Annotated in this window: 11 protein-coding genes; 2 read left to right on the top strand and 9 right to left on the bottom strand. The window is 69.7% G+C overall.

Annotated elements, in window-relative coordinates; genetic code table 11:
* The 8 genes from BLU09_RS12050 to BLU09_RS12015 all read right to left on the bottom strand — a co-directional run bounded on the left by BLU09_RS12050 (nucleotide 1) and on the right by BLU09_RS12015 (nucleotide 12,806).
* Complete coding sequence (locus BLU09_RS12050) at nucleotides 1-270, bottom strand: hypothetical protein (RefSeq protein ID WP_011552550.1); 270 nt, start codon at nucleotides 268-270, stop codon at nucleotides 1-3.
* Between the two features lie 53 nt (nucleotides 271-323).
* A complete protein-coding gene (gene rho / locus BLU09_RS12045; protein WP_090489428.1) occupies nucleotides 324-1,877 on the bottom strand; it encodes a transcription termination factor Rho in 1,554 nt (517 codons plus the stop codon).
* A 266-nt stretch (nucleotides 1,878-2,143) separates the two neighbouring features.
* A complete protein-coding gene (sppA, locus tag BLU09_RS12040; protein WP_186817719.1) occupies nucleotides 2,144-4,621 on the bottom strand; it encodes a signal peptide peptidase SppA in 2,478 nt (825 codons plus the stop codon).
* Between the two features lie 48 nt (nucleotides 4,622-4,669).
* Entirely contained in the window at nucleotides 4,670-5,872 is a 1,203-nt protein-coding gene (locus BLU09_RS12035; RefSeq protein ID WP_186817718.1) for a PEGA domain-containing protein, read from the bottom strand.
* A 62-nt stretch (nucleotides 5,873-5,934) separates the two neighbouring features.
* Nucleotides 5,935-7,401, bottom strand: coding sequence for a PEGA domain-containing protein (locus tag BLU09_RS12030; protein WP_244171635.1), 1,467 nt, complete (start codon nucleotides 7,399-7,401; stop codon nucleotides 5,935-5,937).
* A gap of 99 nt (nucleotides 7,402-7,500) precedes the next feature.
* The gene (locus BLU09_RS12025; RefSeq protein ID WP_090489420.1) at nucleotides 7,501-9,432 is read right to left on the bottom strand and encodes a DNA gyrase/topoisomerase IV subunit B; all 1,932 of its coding nucleotides are present in this window, start codon (nucleotides 9,430-9,432) and stop codon (nucleotides 7,501-7,503) included.
* 12 nt (nucleotides 9,433-9,444) lie between these two features.
* A complete protein-coding gene (locus BLU09_RS12020) occupies nucleotides 9,445-11,823 on the bottom strand; it encodes a DNA gyrase/topoisomerase IV subunit A (RefSeq protein WP_186817717.1) in 2,379 nt (792 codons plus the stop codon).
* A gap of 317 nt (nucleotides 11,824-12,140) precedes the next feature.
* Entirely contained in the window at nucleotides 12,141-12,806 is a 666-nt protein-coding gene (locus tag BLU09_RS12015) for a hypothetical protein (RefSeq protein ID WP_090489416.1), read from the bottom strand.
* Between the two features lie 105 nt (nucleotides 12,807-12,911).
* On the opposite strand from BLU09_RS12015, the gene BLU09_RS12010 reads away from it, so the two are divergent.
* Nucleotides 12,912-13,568, top strand: a complete 657-nt coding sequence (locus BLU09_RS12010) for an MBL fold metallo-hydrolase (RefSeq protein WP_090489414.1) — start codon at nucleotides 12,912-12,914, stop codon at nucleotides 13,566-13,568.
* Between the two features lie 162 nt (nucleotides 13,569-13,730).
* Nucleotides 13,731-15,011 carry a hypothetical protein gene (locus BLU09_RS12005; protein ID WP_090489412.1) on the top strand — a complete coding sequence of 427 codons (1,281 nt, stop codon included), beginning with the start codon at nucleotides 13,731-13,733 and terminating at the stop codon, nucleotides 15,009-15,011.
* Nucleotides 15,012-15,448: 437 nt separating this feature from the next.
* On the opposite strand, the gene BLU09_RS12000 is transcribed toward BLU09_RS12005, so the two are convergent.
* Nucleotides 15,449-15,646, bottom strand: coding sequence for a hypothetical protein (locus tag BLU09_RS12000; protein ID WP_090489410.1), 198 nt, complete (start codon nucleotides 15,644-15,646; stop codon nucleotides 15,449-15,451).
* Nucleotides 15,647-15,650: the final 4 nt, after the last annotated feature.

Below are 15,650 nucleotides of genomic sequence, written 5' to 3'. Positions count from 1 at the left end.
CTAGCTCGCCGCCACTTGGGCCAGCAGGAGGATGCCGCCAAAGACGAGCGCCAGGCTCATCAGCGCCAGCACCACGTTGCCCGCCGACCACTCGCGGCGCTCACCCGGGCCCTCCAGCGCCTTGAGGCGCTGGTCCAGGCAGCTGGCGCAGCGGTTGATGCCCTCGAACTGCGTGGTGCATTCCCGGCAGATGACACGCCGGCACTCCACGCAGACGCCGAGGCCGGCGCGCTCCGGGTGGTAGTGGCAGCGGCCCGAGCCTTGAATCATGCCGCCACCTTAACGCACACCCGGGCCCGCCGTACCACTCCCGAAGCGGGGGACTACAGCTCGTCGAGGAACTCGTCGTTGTACGTGTAGCGGGACAGCCGCTTCACGAGCGCCTCCATGGCCTCCACCGGCTTCACGGAGAAGAGCATCTGCCGCAGCTTCTTCACCTTCTCGTACTCGCGCAGGGTGAAGAGCTTCTCCTCCTTGCGCGTGCCGGACTGGGCGATGTTGACGGCCGGGAAGACGCGCTTCTCCGCCAAGAGCCGGTCCAAAGTGACCTCGGAGTTACCCGTTCCCTTGAACTCCTCGAAGATGACCTCGTCCATGCGGCTGCCGGTGTCGATGAGCGCCGTGCCGATGATGGTCAGCGAGCCGGCCTCCTCCGTCGCGCGGGCGGCGCCGAAGATGCGCTTGGGGCGCTCCAGGGCGCGGCTGTCCACGCCGCCGGACATGGTGCGGCCGGAGTTGTCGACCTCCTTGTTGAAGGCGCGGGCCAGACGCGTAATCGAGTCCAGGAGGATGACCACGTCCTTGCCCGACTCCACCAGCCGGCGCGCGCGCTCCAGGGCCAGCTCCGCCACCTTGAGGTGGTCCGCGGTGGGGCGGTCGGAGCTGGAGGCCAGCACCTCCGCCTTGATGCTCCGCCGCATGTCCGTCACTTCTTCCGGACGCTCGTCGATGAGCACCACCATGACGTGGCACTCCGGGTGGTTGGAGAGGATGGCCTGGGCGATGCGCTGGAGCATGATCGTCTTGCCCGTCTTGGGCGGGGCGACGATGAGCGCGCGCTGTCCCTTGCCAATGGGGGAGATGAGGTCCAGCACCCGGGTCACCATCTCCTTGTGACCGTTCTCCAGCTTGAGCCGCTCGGTGGGGTCCACCGACGTCAGGTCCGCGAAGTGCGGCAGCCGCGGCGCGCCCTCGAGCGGCCGGCCGTCCACCGTGTCCACCTTCTGGATGACGCCCTTGTGGCCCCGCATCTGCGCGAAGGCGGTGATGTACTGGCCCTGCCGCAGCCGCAGCTTCTGGACCAGATTCTTGGGCAGCTCCGGGTCATCCGGCGCCGCCAGCAGGTTGCGCTTGAGCTGGCGCAGGAAGGCGTTGGGGCCCTTGGCCTCCGTGTCCAGCACGCCCTCCACCGGCGACAGGTTCGCTTGCTGCGAGGCCTGCTGGCCGCCGCCCCCGTGCTGCGCGTGGCGCGCGTGCTGCTGGCCCCCGCCGCCGTGCGCCGGCTGCGGTGGTTGCTGCTGTTGCTGTTGTTGCTGCGCCTGCCGCTGGCGGTACTGCTCCAGCTCCTGCGGCGTGAGGAAGACCTGGACCTGCTGGCCGTCCGGCCCCGGCTGCATCCGGTAGGCCTGGCCATCCGGGGTGAAGAGGACCTGCGCGCCACGGCGGCGGCGGCGACGGCGGCGGCGGCGGCCGGTGGCCTGGCCGGGCTGCCCGGGGGCGCCACCCTGTGCGCCCCCCGCGCTGGAGTCACCATCGTCGGGCCCCTCGTCGTCGCCCTCGTCGCCACCGTCATCGTCCGGCTCGGGCGGCGCCACGGCGCGGGCGGCGGGAACAGGGGGGGCATCACGTGGGTCGCGGTTATCGGGGTTTTCGCTCATGAACGTTCCAGACTGTGTGCGCCCCGGGCGGCCGCTCCAGGAGGAGGGCGGGGACGCAAGGTGACTCAGGCCGTGGGACAGGAAGCGGACGCGGGGCCCTGGTGACGAGCAGGCCGAACCGCCGTTTCCTGGAGCACCCTGGCGGCCCAAAGCCGTCCGGGGTGCAAGGGTAACAGTAACAGAGGCCGGGGACGGCGCCGCCGCTTTTTTCACGCGGTGTCGTCCGGCCGACCTCCCACCTGCTGATTCAGGCCGCCGCCAGGACCTCAGCGGACGGTTATCTGGAAGGGCAACATCGCCTTCACGCCCGGCTGGAGCAACATCAGATTCAGGCCCGCCGAGCGGGCCAGCGCCCGCAGGGACTCGGGCAGGGCGGGCTCTTGCGCGGGCAGCAGGGACAGCGCGGCGCGCACCCCGGGCTCACCGCCCAGCGCGGAGAAGAAGCCCCGCGCCTCGCCCATCACCACCAGGTCCAGCTCCTCGTCCGGAGGGATTCCGGCCCGCATCCGCGCGGAGTCCACCGCTTCCAGCAGGCCGCCCAGCTTGTCCACCAGTCCGCGGGCGAGCGCGTCCTGGCCGCTCCACACCCGTCCCCGGGCGACCTCGTCCACCTTCGCCTTGTCCATCCTCCGCCGCAGCGCCACCTCGGTGATGAAGCTGTCGTAGGAGGCGTCCGCCCACGCCTGGGCCGCCTCCTGCTCCTCCGGCGTCCAGGGGCGCCACACGTCCAGGATGTCCGCCAGCGGCGCGCGGGTCAGGCTCTCCTGGTGCACGCCCAACAGCCCGCCCAGCAGGCCCTCGACGGCGGGCTTGATGTAGAAGACGCCGATGCTGCCCGTCAGCGTGGTGGGCAGGGCGAACACCTCATGCGCGCCAATGGCGGCGTAGTAGCCACCGGACGCGGCCATGTCCCCCATGGAGGCGACGACGGGCTTGTGTTTGGCCGCCTCCATCACGGCTTCGTACATCAGGTGGGACGCCAGCACCTCGCCGCCGCCCGAGTCCACGCGCACCACGATGGCCGCCACGCTCGGGTCCGACTGCGCCTGCTCCAGCGCGCGAATGACCGTCTCCGCGCCCGCGAGGCGGCTGAAGCCCAGCGGGTCCTCGCGGCTGCGGCCGCCGATGATGTCGCCCAGCACCGGCACCACGGCGATGCGGCGCCGGCGGGCCCAGCGGCCATCGCGCTCGTCGCGCGGCGCGTACGTGGTGCTGAAGCGTCCACCCGGCACCAGCTCCGCCACCTTCTTGTCCAGCTCCGTCGAGGAGATGATGCCGTCCATCAACCCCAGCTCCACCGCGCGCTTCGGGTGGGGCAGGCCCAGGGCCCACAGCGCGTGCAGCCGCTCCACGGGCACCTTGCGGCCCTCCTGCACGGCCTTCTCGTAGACGGCCACCTCCGTGTCCAGGTAGGCGTTCGTGGACTCCAAGGATGCGTCGCTGGGCTCGGTGCGGGAGAGCTGCTCCGGGGCCGTCTTGAAGCGGCCCACTCGCGCCACGTCCCAGTGCACGCCCAGCTTCTCCATCGTCCCGCCGTACGTCTGGAGGTGCACGGCCAGCCCGTTGATGTAGAGAATCGACTCCTGCAGCGCGTAGATGCGGTCCGCCGCCGAGGCGACGAAGTAGCCCAGGTCGTCCGTGGACAGCACCACCGCCATCACCCGCTTGCCGGACGCGCGCAGCCGCAGCAGCGCCTGACGCAGCTCCTCCGCCTTGCCCCAGCTCACCCCGGGCAGGCTCTCCATCTTCACCACCACGCCGGCCAGCCGGTCGTCCTGGGTGGCCAGGTCCAGCCAGCGCGTCAGCCGCAGGTACGGGTCCGCCTCGCTGACGCCCAGCCATGAGAGGACGGGGCTGGTGCCGCCGCTCAATGCGTCATTCAAGTCCAGCAGCGTCACCACGCCGCCGCGCGGCGCGATGGAGCGGTAGGTCTCCGACGACAGCCGCACCGCCAGCAGGTGGTCCAGCCCCGCGTTCGTCCCACCCGCCGCGTAGGTGAGGCCCAGGTGCGAGGTGTCCACCGTGGCCGCCACCTGGAGCGCGATGGGCACCCCGGAGGTGAAGCCATGCGACACGCCCGCGCCCAGGCGGAGGCCCGGAATCACCTCCGCGTTGACGGTGTACGTCGCCTGGCCCTGGCGGAAGGCGCCCTCGGAGAAGCGCCAGTCCACGCCCAGCGTGTAGCGCTCATCCAGCGGGCGCACGCCCACGCCCAGGTTGTACTGCCGCTTCAGCGCCAGCGTGCCCTCGGTGGGGGCGTTGATGTCGCGCACCACCGCGCCCAGTGACAGCGCCCGCATGGGGCGCGCCGTGAGGCCCACGTCGAAGGTGTCCAGCGCGTCGATGTCCCGGTTGGATGAACCGTAGGCGTGCCACGAACCGCCGAGCTGCAGCGTGCGCGTGCCCAGGGAGAGACCCAGGGACGTGCGGCGGTAGTCCGGCTCCGCCCGTCCGCGAATCCACTCCATGGCGCCGCCCAGGCCCAGGCCGAGCAGGCGCGTGGCCAGGAAGACGCCGTCTCCCAGGCCGTCATGCACGAGGTTGCGCTCGTGCAGGTAGAAGAGCTGACTGCCGTTGACGAAGCCCAGTCCCGCGGGGTTGAGCGACAGGGCGGTGGCTTCATCCACCAGCGCGGCGCCCGTGGGCGGCAGCGTCAGCCCCCGGGAGGGCAGGGCGGGCTGGCTGACGACACTCGTCTGGGCGAGCGCGAGGCTGGGGAGGAGCAGGAGGGCGAGCAGGCGCATACGCCCCGGGACTCTAGGCATCAGCCGTCCCGGGACAAGCGCTCAGCGTTACCAGTCCTCGGTTCCGGACACACTGTCGAGCGGGTCGTCGCCGGGCTTGCTCTTCTTGTCCTGCGCCTTGCCACGGCCGCCTCGGTCCTCGGATGACCAGTCTTCCATGCCCCCGCGGTTGTCCAGCGGGTCCCGGCTCTTGGTCACCTTCTCACCGATGCTGTTCACCAGGTGGTTCACCACCCGCTCCATCTCCTGCTTCAGCTGGCCGAACTCGTCGCCCTGGACGGCCATGCGCCGCCCCGCCAGCCGCTGACCGGTGCGCGCGTCGTAGTAGCCCAGCGTCAGGTCGGTGCCCTCGCCATTGGAGCGAAGCGTGCCCACCATGACCCGGTCCAGCCCCAGCGACTGCGCCATGGCCGCCACGCCAGACGCCTTCTCACCGGCGCGGTTCACCTCGCCCGCCACCCGGTCCAGCTGCGCGTCGAAGGCCTTGTACGCAGAGGTAGGCACCAGCTTGGCGGTGACTTCGGCGTCGTCGGTGGCCACCTCCATGAACTGCCCGTACTGCCGGAAGCCCGGGCGCTCCACGCGCAGCAGGTGCTTGCCAATGGGCAGCGCGGGCAGCGTCACCGGCGTGTAGCCCACGACTTCGCCGTCCACGTACACGCGCGCGCCCGAGGGCCGCGAGTTCACCGTGGCCGAGCCGCGCAGCTGGGACGTGCGGCTGGTGGCCACCTGCACGCGCAGGGCGAGGAACTCGCGCGAGAAGCGCTTGGGAGACAGCTCATGCGTGGGGGACAGCGCGATGAGGTCGATGAGCGCCAGCTTCGCCTCCTCCACCTCGCCGCGCAGGTGCAGCACGGCGGCGTACAGCGCCAGCGCGTCACACAGCGGCGAGCACCCGCGCATGGCGCCCGCGGCCCCTTGAAGCTCCTTCAGGGTGGCGCGCACCTTGCGCTCCGCCTCCTCGTATTCCTTCTTGTCGAAGGCGGAGAGGCTCTCCGAGTACCCCTTGCGCCCGCGCTCCAGGGAGGCCTTGGCCTCCGGGTCCTCCGGCATGCCGAACAGCTCCTCCGACTTGCGGACCGTCATGCCGGCGAAGTTGGAGAGGGCGTCGTTCATGTAACCCTCCATCTGCACGCTGGACGCCTCGGAGGCCGGGTCCATGGGCACCAGGAGGGTGCTGACGCGGCGCGCCTGGGGCGGGGCCGCGAGGGTCAGCGCGGGGAGGAGGAGGAGGGCGAGGGCGGATTTCATGGGGTGACCTTTGAAACAGGCGACGCGGGTGGCGGTCCGGGCATTCAACACGCGGCGCTGCCTCAGAACCCGACTCCACCAGAAACGGGGTTGAACGGGCGGCTCTTGTCCTGAGACGTCGCCACGTAGACGGCCCCGGCCGTCACCGCCGCCGCGCCGCCGACCACCGCCCAGAACCACGGGCGCTTGATGAGGGTGGAGAACGAATGGCTCTCCGCCACGCGGGGCGCCGCGACGCCGGTGACGAAGGCGCGCACCTGGTCCGCCGCCGCGTCCGGGCCGTTCTTCTTCGCGCCCGGCGCCAGGGCAATCTCCACGCCACGCAGCCGCGCGTTGGAACGCAGGTCCCACGCCTGGAGCTCGGCCTGGAGGTGGCCCTTGTCCCCGCGAGCCACCGCCGCCAGCACCACGTAGCGGGCGTTGAGCCGCTCCCCAATGGCACGTGCCTCGGGCGGCGGAGTGTCCCGTTCGAAGGCCTGTTCGGTGCTGGCGTGGACCGCCGCGTCACGCACGGCGGACAGGCCCGGGGTGGGCTCCAGCGTCGCCTTCACCTCGGTGCTCTTGGCGGACGCCACCTCTGTGTACTGGGAGAAGGCCGAGTAGCCGGGCAGGGACACCACCACCGGGTGCTGGCCCGCGGGCAACTCCACGCCCTTGAGCGGCGTGACGCCCAGCTCCTGCCCCCGCACGAGGACGCTGGCGCCCGCCGGCTTCGACTCCACCACCAGCGTGCCGGCCGGGCGCGCCTTCACGTCGGCGCGGGCCTGGTCGAAGGTCTTCAGCACGTCCTGCCCGAAGAGGGCGGCGTCGGGGGTCGTGGACGGCTCCGCCACCACCGCGCGCTTGAACGCGTCCAGGGCTCCGGTGGAGTCGCCGTTGAGCATCCGCGAGGCGCCCAGGAACAGGTAGGCCTTGGCCAGTCGCTCCGGGCTCAGCTCCGCCGGGTGCTTCGTATAGGCCTCCGCCGCCGCCAGGAACTTCGCCTCGGCGGACTCGGGGTCCAGGTTGTCGTAGTCGGTGCGCCCCTGCTCGAAGAGCGTGTCCGCGCGCGCCAGCGAGGCTGGCGGGGACGGCGGGAAGGCCGCGCCCAGGTCCACCAGCGCCACGCCGCTCGCCTTGAGCCGGCTCAGCAGCTCGTCCTCCAGCTTCACCGCGGCTTCCTCCACCGCGGACGTCCGAGCCACCGCGAAGAGCGCCACTGGCCCGGAGGCCGTCACTGCCGCGCTGGCCACCGCCGGCTCACCCGAGGCTCCTGGCGCCGCCGCGGGCCTGGCCACGGCCGGAGCGTCCGGCGACACCAGCGGCGTGACGGCCGTCTCCGCGTCCTCGTTCGGAGAGCCGAAAGCCCGGGGCTCAACGGATTCATCGCCATCCGCGTCGTCCGCCGGGGCCGCCTTGGTCGTCTTCACCGGCTGAGTGGTGGCGGGGGGCTTCTTGCTGGACTTCTTCTTCCGCGTGGACTGCGCGTAGGCGGGAGAGGTGGCCAGCATGAACGCGAGGAGCAGGGAGGTTCGGCGGAACGTAGTCACGGCGCGGATGCTAGCCGAGCCAGGGCTCCGTCTCAAAAGCCCTGCTGCGCGCGGGCCCCTCCGGGGTGGGAGGGACCCGCGACGGTGATTCCGTCCTGACTAGACGTCCAGGTCCTGGACCTCGCTGGCGCGCTCCATGATGAACCTGAAGCGGGCGCTGACGTCCTTGCCCATCAAGTCGTTGATGAGCCGGTCCGTCTCCAGGGGCTTGTCGATGGTGACGCGCAGGCTCATGCGGTTCTTCGGGTCGAGCGTCGTCTGCTTGAGCTCGTCGGGCGTCATCTCGCCCAGTCCCTTGAAGCGCATGATGTTGGGCTTGGCGTTGCCCTTCGTCTTCTCCTTGATGATGCGGTCGCGGTCCGGCTCATCCAGCGCCCAGTACGTCTCCTTGCCGATGTCCACGCGGTACAGCGGCGGCTGGGCGATGTGGATGGCGCCGCTCTCAATCAGCGGGCGCAGGTGCCGGTAGAAGAAGGTGAGCAGCAGCGTGGCGATGTGGTGGCCGTCGCTGTCGGCGTCCATCAGCAGGAAGACGCGGCCGTAGCGCAGCTTGCTGATGTCGAAGTCGGAGCCGATGCCGCAGCCCAGCGCGGACACGATGTCCTGGAGCTCCTTGTTCGTCGTCACCTTGTCGGTGGACGCCTGCTCCGCGTTGAGCACCTTGCCGCGCAGCGGGAGGATGGCCTGGGTGCGCCGGTCACGCCCCTGCTTGGCGGAGCCGCCTGCGGAGTCACCCTCCACGATGAACAGCTCGCTCAGGCCCGGGTCCGTGGACGAGCAGTCCGCCAGCTTGCCCGGCAGGTTGAGCCGGTGGCTGACCGCCGTCTTGCGGCTCACCGCCTGCGACGCGGCCCGGCTGGCCTCGCGCGCGCGGGCGGCCAGGACGATGCGGGCCACCACCGACTCGGCGATGGACTTGTTGTCGTTGAGCCACTTCTCCAGCGCCGGACGCAGCACGCCGTCCACCTGGCCGGACACCTCGGGGTTGTTGAGCCGCCCCTTCGTCTGGCCCTGGAACTGCGGCTCCACCACGTAGGTGGACAGGATGGCGGTGATGCCCTCGCGGATGTCCTCCGCGGTGAGCGTCACGCCCTTGGGCGCGATGCCGTGCGTCTCGATGTAGTTGCGCACCGCCTTCACCACCGCGCTGCGCAGGCCCGCCTCGTGCGTGCCGCCCAGCGGGGTGGGGATGCCGTTGACATACGAGCGGATGTGCTCGTCGGTGGCCTCCGTCCACGCCAGCGCCGCCTCCAGCCGCACGCCGTTGTCACGCGAGTGGTAGAAGGCCGCGCTGCCCGCGGGCACCAGCGGCTTGTTCCGCTCCGTCACCACCTTGGTGAGGTACTCCGCGATGCCGCCGTCGTGCTTGTACGTCACCGACGTGGGCGGGCTGGACGTCTCGTCCTTCCAGACGACCGTCATGCCCTTGTGCAGGTAGCTCTTGGCCTCCAGCCGCTCGCGCACCAGCTCCGCGTCGAACTTCAGCTTCTCGCCGAAAATCTCCGGGTCCGGTTCAAACGTGACGGAGGTGCCCGTGCCACGCGCGGCGCCCTCCACCTTCAGCGTGCTGGTGGCCTTGCCGCGCGCGAACGTCTGCACGTGCTTCTTGCCGTGGAGCTTGATCTCCACGACGAGCTTGCGCGCCAGCGCGTTCACCACCGAGCTGCCCACGCCGTGCAGACCGCCGGAGTGGATGTAGTTGCCCTGCTCGAACTTGCCGCCCGCGTGAAGGGTCGTGAGGATGACCTCCACGGCCGGCTTCTTGTATTTGGGCATGATGTCAACGGGGATGCCACGCCCGTTGTCCACGATGGTGACGCTGCGGCCGTCCTTGTGGAGCGTCACTTCCACGGTGGTGGCGAAGCCGTTGATGACCTCGTCCACCGAGTTGTCGAGGATCTCCCACAGCAGGTGGTGATACCCCGTGCTGTCGGTGCCGCCGATGTACATGGCCGGGCGCTTGCGCACCGGCTCCAGGCCTTCCAGGACCTGGATGTCCGCGCCTGTGTAGGTTTCCTTCTTCGTCGCCATGGCGTCCTCTGCCTAGTCCTTCTTCTCGGGCAACGGGATGAAGGTGACGGGACGCGCCACCTCCTTCACGGCGTCGCGCTTCGACATCTCATGGCCCTTGCCGCCGCGGCCCGTCACCTCGTACTTCGCCGGGGACAGGTGCAGCTTGCGGCCCTTCTGCGTTTCGAACTCGAGCTTCGCGTCCTTCTGCGAGGGCGACACGGCGAGGAAGTCCACCACGCGGTCGCCGCCGTCCACCTTGATGACGGTGACGCCCTTGCCCGGGCCGGCCAGCTCGTTGACCTCCGCCACCTTGCACACCAGGGCGCTGGTCTTCTCCGTCAGCACCGCCAGCAGGTCGCGGTCCGTCACCGGCTGCACGCCGATGATTTCGTCGCCTTCGCCCGTCTTCGCGTAGCGGCGGCCCGCGCGCGTGGAGACCTCCAGGTGCGGCTCCAGCAGGAAGCGCATGCCCATGCCCTGCTTCGTCACGCCCACCAGCTTCTGCGGGCGCGGCAGCCGCGCGTCCAGCGACAGGGCGGACACCACGCGCTCGCCGTCGTCGAACTTGAAGAACTTCTGCACCGGCTCGCCGTAGCCCGTGGAGGCGGGCACGTCGTTGAAGCGGGTGACGTACGCGGTGCCGAAGTTGCTGAACAGCACCAGGTTCGCCTTCAGGCTGCCGGCCAGCACCGCCATCACCGCGTCGCCTTCACGCAGGCGCGTGGTGGACGGGTCCTTCACCTCGCGCACGCGCTTGACCCAGCCGTCGCGGGTGATGACCACGTGCGCGTCCTCGTCCGCGATGAACGCCTCGGCGCTGAACTCCATCTCCTCGGAGCCCGCGCCGCCAATGCGCGTGCGACGCTTGTCGTTGTAGCGGGCCTTCATCTCGCCCAGCTCGTCCTGGACGGTGCCCCACACCTTCTTCTTGTCCTTGAGGATGCCCTGGATGCGCTTGATTTCGGCGCGCTTCTCCTTGAGCTCCTTCTCCACGACGAGAATCTCCAGGCGGGCCAGCTTGTAGAGCTTCATCTCCAGGATGGCGTCCACCTGGGCTTCATCCAGCTTGAACCGGGCGATGAGCTTCCGGGCCGCGTCCTGCTTTCCTTCCGACGCGCGGATGATTTTGATCATCTCGTCGAGCGCGTCGTAGACCTTCTCGAAACCCTCCAGGATGTGGACGCGCCGCAGCAGCTCGCCCAGCTCGTGCTCGAAGCGCTTCGTCACCACGTCGAAGCGGAAGGTGAGGAAGTACCAGAGGATGTCCCTGAGGTTGAGCCGCTCGGGCGTGCTCAGCTCTGGCTTGTCCTTGATGGGCACCAGGCAGGTGAGGTTGACGCCGAAGTTCGTCTGCAGCGGCGTCTGCTTGTACAGGTACGCCATCACCAGCTCGGGGTTGGCGTCCTTCTTCAGCTCCAGGACGATGCGCACGTCCTTGGTGGATTCGTCGCGCACGTCGGTGATGAGCGGCAGCTTCCGCTCGCGCACCAGGTCGCCGAACTTGGCCACCAGCGTGGACTTGTTCACCGTGTAGGGGATGGAGGTGATGACGATCTGCTGGCCGCCTCGCTTGAGGTCCTCCAGCTTGTACTCACCGCGGATGCGGATGCTCCCCTGGCCCGACTCGTAGATGTCGCGCAGCTCCTTCTTGTCGTTGAGGATCTGCCCGCCGGTGGGGAAGTCCGGACCCTTCACCCACTTGAGCAGGTCCTTCGTCAGGAGCTGCGGGTTCTCGATGAGCGCCACCAGCGCGTCCACCAGCTCGCCCAGGTGGTGCGGCGGGATGTTGGTGGCCATGCCCACGGCGATGCCCGTGGTGCCGTTCATCAGCAGCTGCGGCACCCGCGCGGGGATGACCACCGGCTCCTGGAGCGTGCCGTCGTAGGTCGGCCGGAAGGCCACCGTCTTCTTGCCCAGCTCCGTCAGGAGCTCGCTGGACAGCATCGCCAGGCGGCACTCGGTGTAGCGCATGGCCGCCGCGCCGTCGCCGTCGAGCGAGCCGAAGTTGCCGTGGCCGTCCACCAGCGGGTAGCGCAACGAGAAGTCCTGCGCCATGCGCACCAGCGCCTCGTAGATGGAGGCGTCACCGTGCGGGTGGTACTGACCCATGACACTGCCAACCACCTTGGCGGACTTCTGGTACTTGGCTTCGTGCGTCAGCCGGTGGTCGTGGAACATGCCGAACAGGATGCGGCGCTGCACCGGCTTGAGGCCGTCACGCACGTCCGGCAGGGCGCGCGAGGTGATGACCGACAGGGCGTAGTTGATGTACCGGCGGCGCGCCTCGTCCGCGAGCGAAGCCGGCACGGACCCGTCGCCGTTGCCACCCGCGCCGCCGCCACTCCCGCTACCACCGCCTCCCCCGGCCCCCTGCTTCTTTCGCGATTTCGATTCGGCTTCTGCGAGCATGGTCGTCAATCCACAGGTGAGAACGCCCCGCACCCCGAACGCGGCGCGCGACCCGCGCACTCCTCACGTTGGGGGAACAGAGGTATGTAACAGGGCGCCGGGACTACCATGCCACCCTGACATTGGGAACGAATTCGGGGGGTTGCGCACTCTCCAACAGTGCCTACCTATACGTCTGTCCAGTCCTATTTGCCAGCAGAACCCCACTCCAACCCCGCGGAATTCCGAGGTCGGGGGCCTCCTGGCTGGGGCATGGGGCGGGACGGTGGGTGCGGGTAGGACAGGACGGCTCGTTCCCCTGGCGGCAGGCGGACGCCCTAGGGCGTCGCGTCGCGGGCCTTCCCCCACGAACCATCCTTGAAGATGCGCACGCCCTTGCCGCTCCCGCTGCCAATCATCCCAGGAATGGTGGCCTGGAGCGGCTTGGCGCCGGGCGGCTGGTAGACGACGCGAGCCTTGCGAGCGGAGGGCAGGGCGGCGCTGGTGGCGTCCACCAGCAGGTAGATGGTCTCTCCGTCCACGTGGAGGCGCTCGGGGTCCTGGCGGTGGTTGAACTCGGCCAGCAGCTCGCCGTCATCCACGGAGGAGGCCTCGCTGCCGAGCAGGCGGACCTTCACCCGCAGCCAGCTCACGGGCGGGGCGCCTTCCTGCTTCGCGTAGTCGCGCACGCCCTGGATGACGACGGCGACGTCGGCACCGTTGCCGGGCGCGTTCTTCGTCGCCAGGCGCAGGCCCGTCTGCTTGCTGTTGTCGGTGTCGAGCAGCAGCGTGGCGTTGGCGCAGCGGCTCTTGCACTCGTCGCCCCACGGCACCTTGTCGAAGCGCAGGCGCATGGCGAAGTCACTGCCTTGGGGGCCGATGACGGCGTTGACGATGACGGGACGCTCCCCATCCGGAGGCGCGGTATAGCGGAAGGTGGCGCGCTCCTTGGCGGCGAAGGCGGTGCCGGCGAGCAGGGTGCAAAGGAGCAGTGGGCGCTTCACGTGGAGACCTCCCCAGGGGCAAAAAGGGCCTATTCAAGAGGGAAGGGGCCCACCGCATCAAGCCCCGGGCGTTAGAGTGAGGCTTCCCACGAGGAGGATTTCGCGATGCGTGAACCGTACGTGCGGCAGCTCAAGCTCGGGCCCATGGACAACTTCGTCTACCTGGTGGGCCCCCAGCACTCGGACGAAGTGGTGGTGGTGGACCCCGCGTGGGACGTGGAGGCCATCGAGCAGGCGGTGAAGCAGGACGGCAAGCGCGTGGTGGGCGCGTTCGTCTCGCACTGCCACTTCGACCACATCAACGGGCTGCCGGACCTGCTGTCGAAGTGGGACGTGCCGGTGTTCGCGCAGCGGGAAGAAGTCCAGTTCTCTCCGGAGCTGCGCGAGCTGGGCGACGCGCTGCGGCCCCTGGGGCCGGGGGATGACGTGCGCGTCGGACCTGAGACGTTCCAGGCACTGCACACGCCCGGGCACACGCCGGGCTCGCATTGCCTGCTGGCCGGTGACGCGCTCGTGTCCGGGGACACCGTGTTCATCAACGGCTGCGGCCGGTGTGACATGAGCGGGGGCAACCCGGAGGCGATGTACCGCTCCCTGTCGCAGGTGCTGGCGAAGGTGCCCGATAGCGCGAAGCTGTTTCCGGGCCACGACTACGCGGACGTACCGGTGACCTCCATGGAGACGGTGCGGCGGAAGAACCCGTACTTCGCCTTCGACAACGTGGACGCCTTCGTCGCGTTCCGCATGCGGCCGCGCAAGTAGTGGCCTGTGCCGGGCCGCCGGTGTCTGGCGGCCAACGGGGCCTCACACCGAGGACACGTTTACCCTGAGTGCGTGCCTGTCTATTGAATCGCGCCCGGCAGGAGAGGGGGTTTCGCCTGCCGTGTTTCCTCGCAGTCCAGGCGTCGAGTCAGGAGCGTTCTCATGTTTCAGGAGCAGTTTTCTCCCCAGTCGCAGCAGATGTTCGGTGAGTCGCTGAAGGAGCGGGTCGTCGAAGCCGTTCGCGAGCAGATTGTCTCCGCGATTGAGGACCGGCTCGGCCGCGAGGTGCGCGAGCGCGTGGGGGAGGCCATCCGCCACGCGATGTTCGAGCGCGGCGGCGGGATGCCGCAGGGGTATGGGATGATGCCCCAGGGCTACGGCATGCCGGAACCGGAGCGCATCGCGGACGCGCTGTGTTCCCGCCTGTCGGAGACGCTGCGCGAGCGCATCGCCTCCGTGGTGCACGAGCGCATCCGCGACGGCATCCGCGAGCGGCTGGCCGAGTGCGTGCGCGCGGCGCTGATTGAGCAGTGGCAGATGTCCTCCCACGGCTTCGGCGCCCCGGATGCCGAGCGGCTGGCGGAGGCGGTGCGCACCCGGCTGATGGAGTCCCTGCGCGAGCGCATCAACACCGCCGCGCATGACGGCGTGCGCGAGGCCCTGCGCGAGCGGCTGGCGGACACGCTGCGCTCGGTGATGTCGGAGCGCATGCCCGGCTTCAGCCCCCACGAGGCGGAGCGGCTGGCGGACGCCATCCGCGGGCGCCTGGCCGAGGCCCTCCACGAGGGGCTGGTGTACAGCCTGCGTGAGCGCGTGCGCGAGGCCCTGCGCGAGCGGCTGTCCGACGGGCTCCGCGGCGTCATGACGCGCCAGTGGGGCGGCATGGCTGCCGGCATGTTCGACCCCGAGCGCATCGCGATGACGCTGCAGGACCGGCTGTCCGAGGGCCTCCGTGAGCGCATCAACTCGGCGGTCCGCGAGCGCGTCCGCGAGGTGCTGCGGGAGCGCATGGGCGAGATGCTGCGCGGCGCCATGGCCCGTCACCGGGGCATGATGGGACAGGGCGGGATGATGCCGCAGGGCATGATGATGGGGCAGGGGATGCAGGACGTGGAGCGCCTGGCGGACGCCATCCGCACGCGGCTGGCGGACTCCCTGCGTGAGCGGCTCATGAGCAGCATGCGCTCGGAGCTGGACTCGGCGCTCCGCTCGCAGCTCCCCGAGGCCGTCCGGGCCGCGTTCGGTGAGGCGATGCGCGCCGGTCCGTCCACGATGCCGATGCAGCAGGGCGGTGGTTCTGTCGACCCCGAGCGCATCGCGAGCGCGGTGCGTGAGAGCGTGAGCGCCGACGTCCGCGAGCGCGTGGGCGAGATGGTCCGCGAGCGCGTGTCCGAGGTCGTCCGCAACGAGCTGTCCAACGGCGTCCACGCTCCGCAGGCGTGATGCGCCGCTTCCTCGGAGGCGCGGTGGTGAGGTCCGCCGCCCGCCTCCGGGGAAGCATTCTCCCCTCGTTGGGCGATGGCGCGCAGCTGTGAGCTCGGCCCTCCCTGGGGTGGGCCTTTCGCCATCGCGCGGAGACGGTCTTGACCTCTTCGGGTGAGACGGAGATCTACTGGGGCCAGAGGGCCCATTTCTTGTGCGGGTAGCCGAGCAGGTTGTTTAGCGTGTTGTTGAGGGCGTACTTCTGTTTCGCCAGGTCGTCGCACGCGGGCCAGGATGCCAGGATGGCGGCGACCTCCGCTCGGTCGAGCCCGAACACGGAGGGGAACGCCCTTTCAGAAGAACGGCCCCTCGACTGCGGAACGAAGACACTCCTGGATGATCTGATCGCCGCGCGTCATGCCTTGCAGTCTCTGCGCGCTGCGAGAAGGTCGACGCGCTCAGGGCGCCCAATACATCGGTCCACCGTTCCAGGTGGTCGTGATCTCCATCTGCGGCGTCGCGTTCCAGGGCGACGGCGTGGTGAAGCCGAGTCCGACGCCCGCGGGCTGGTCCGTGCATCCGGACGTGAGGAGGGCACCGGCCATCAGGACGGTCCAGGACAGCGAGCGGGGGGAAGCGTGTCGACGCAGCTGCATGTGG

Origin of the sequence: Myxococcus virescens (assembly GCF_900101905.1) — a bacterium.
Taxonomy (GTDB): domain Bacteria; phylum Myxococcota; class Myxococcia; order Myxococcales; family Myxococcaceae; genus Myxococcus; species Myxococcus virescens.
The sequence above is the reverse complement of the archived record's forward strand: the minus strand, read 5'-3'. Positions and strand labels throughout refer to the sequence as shown.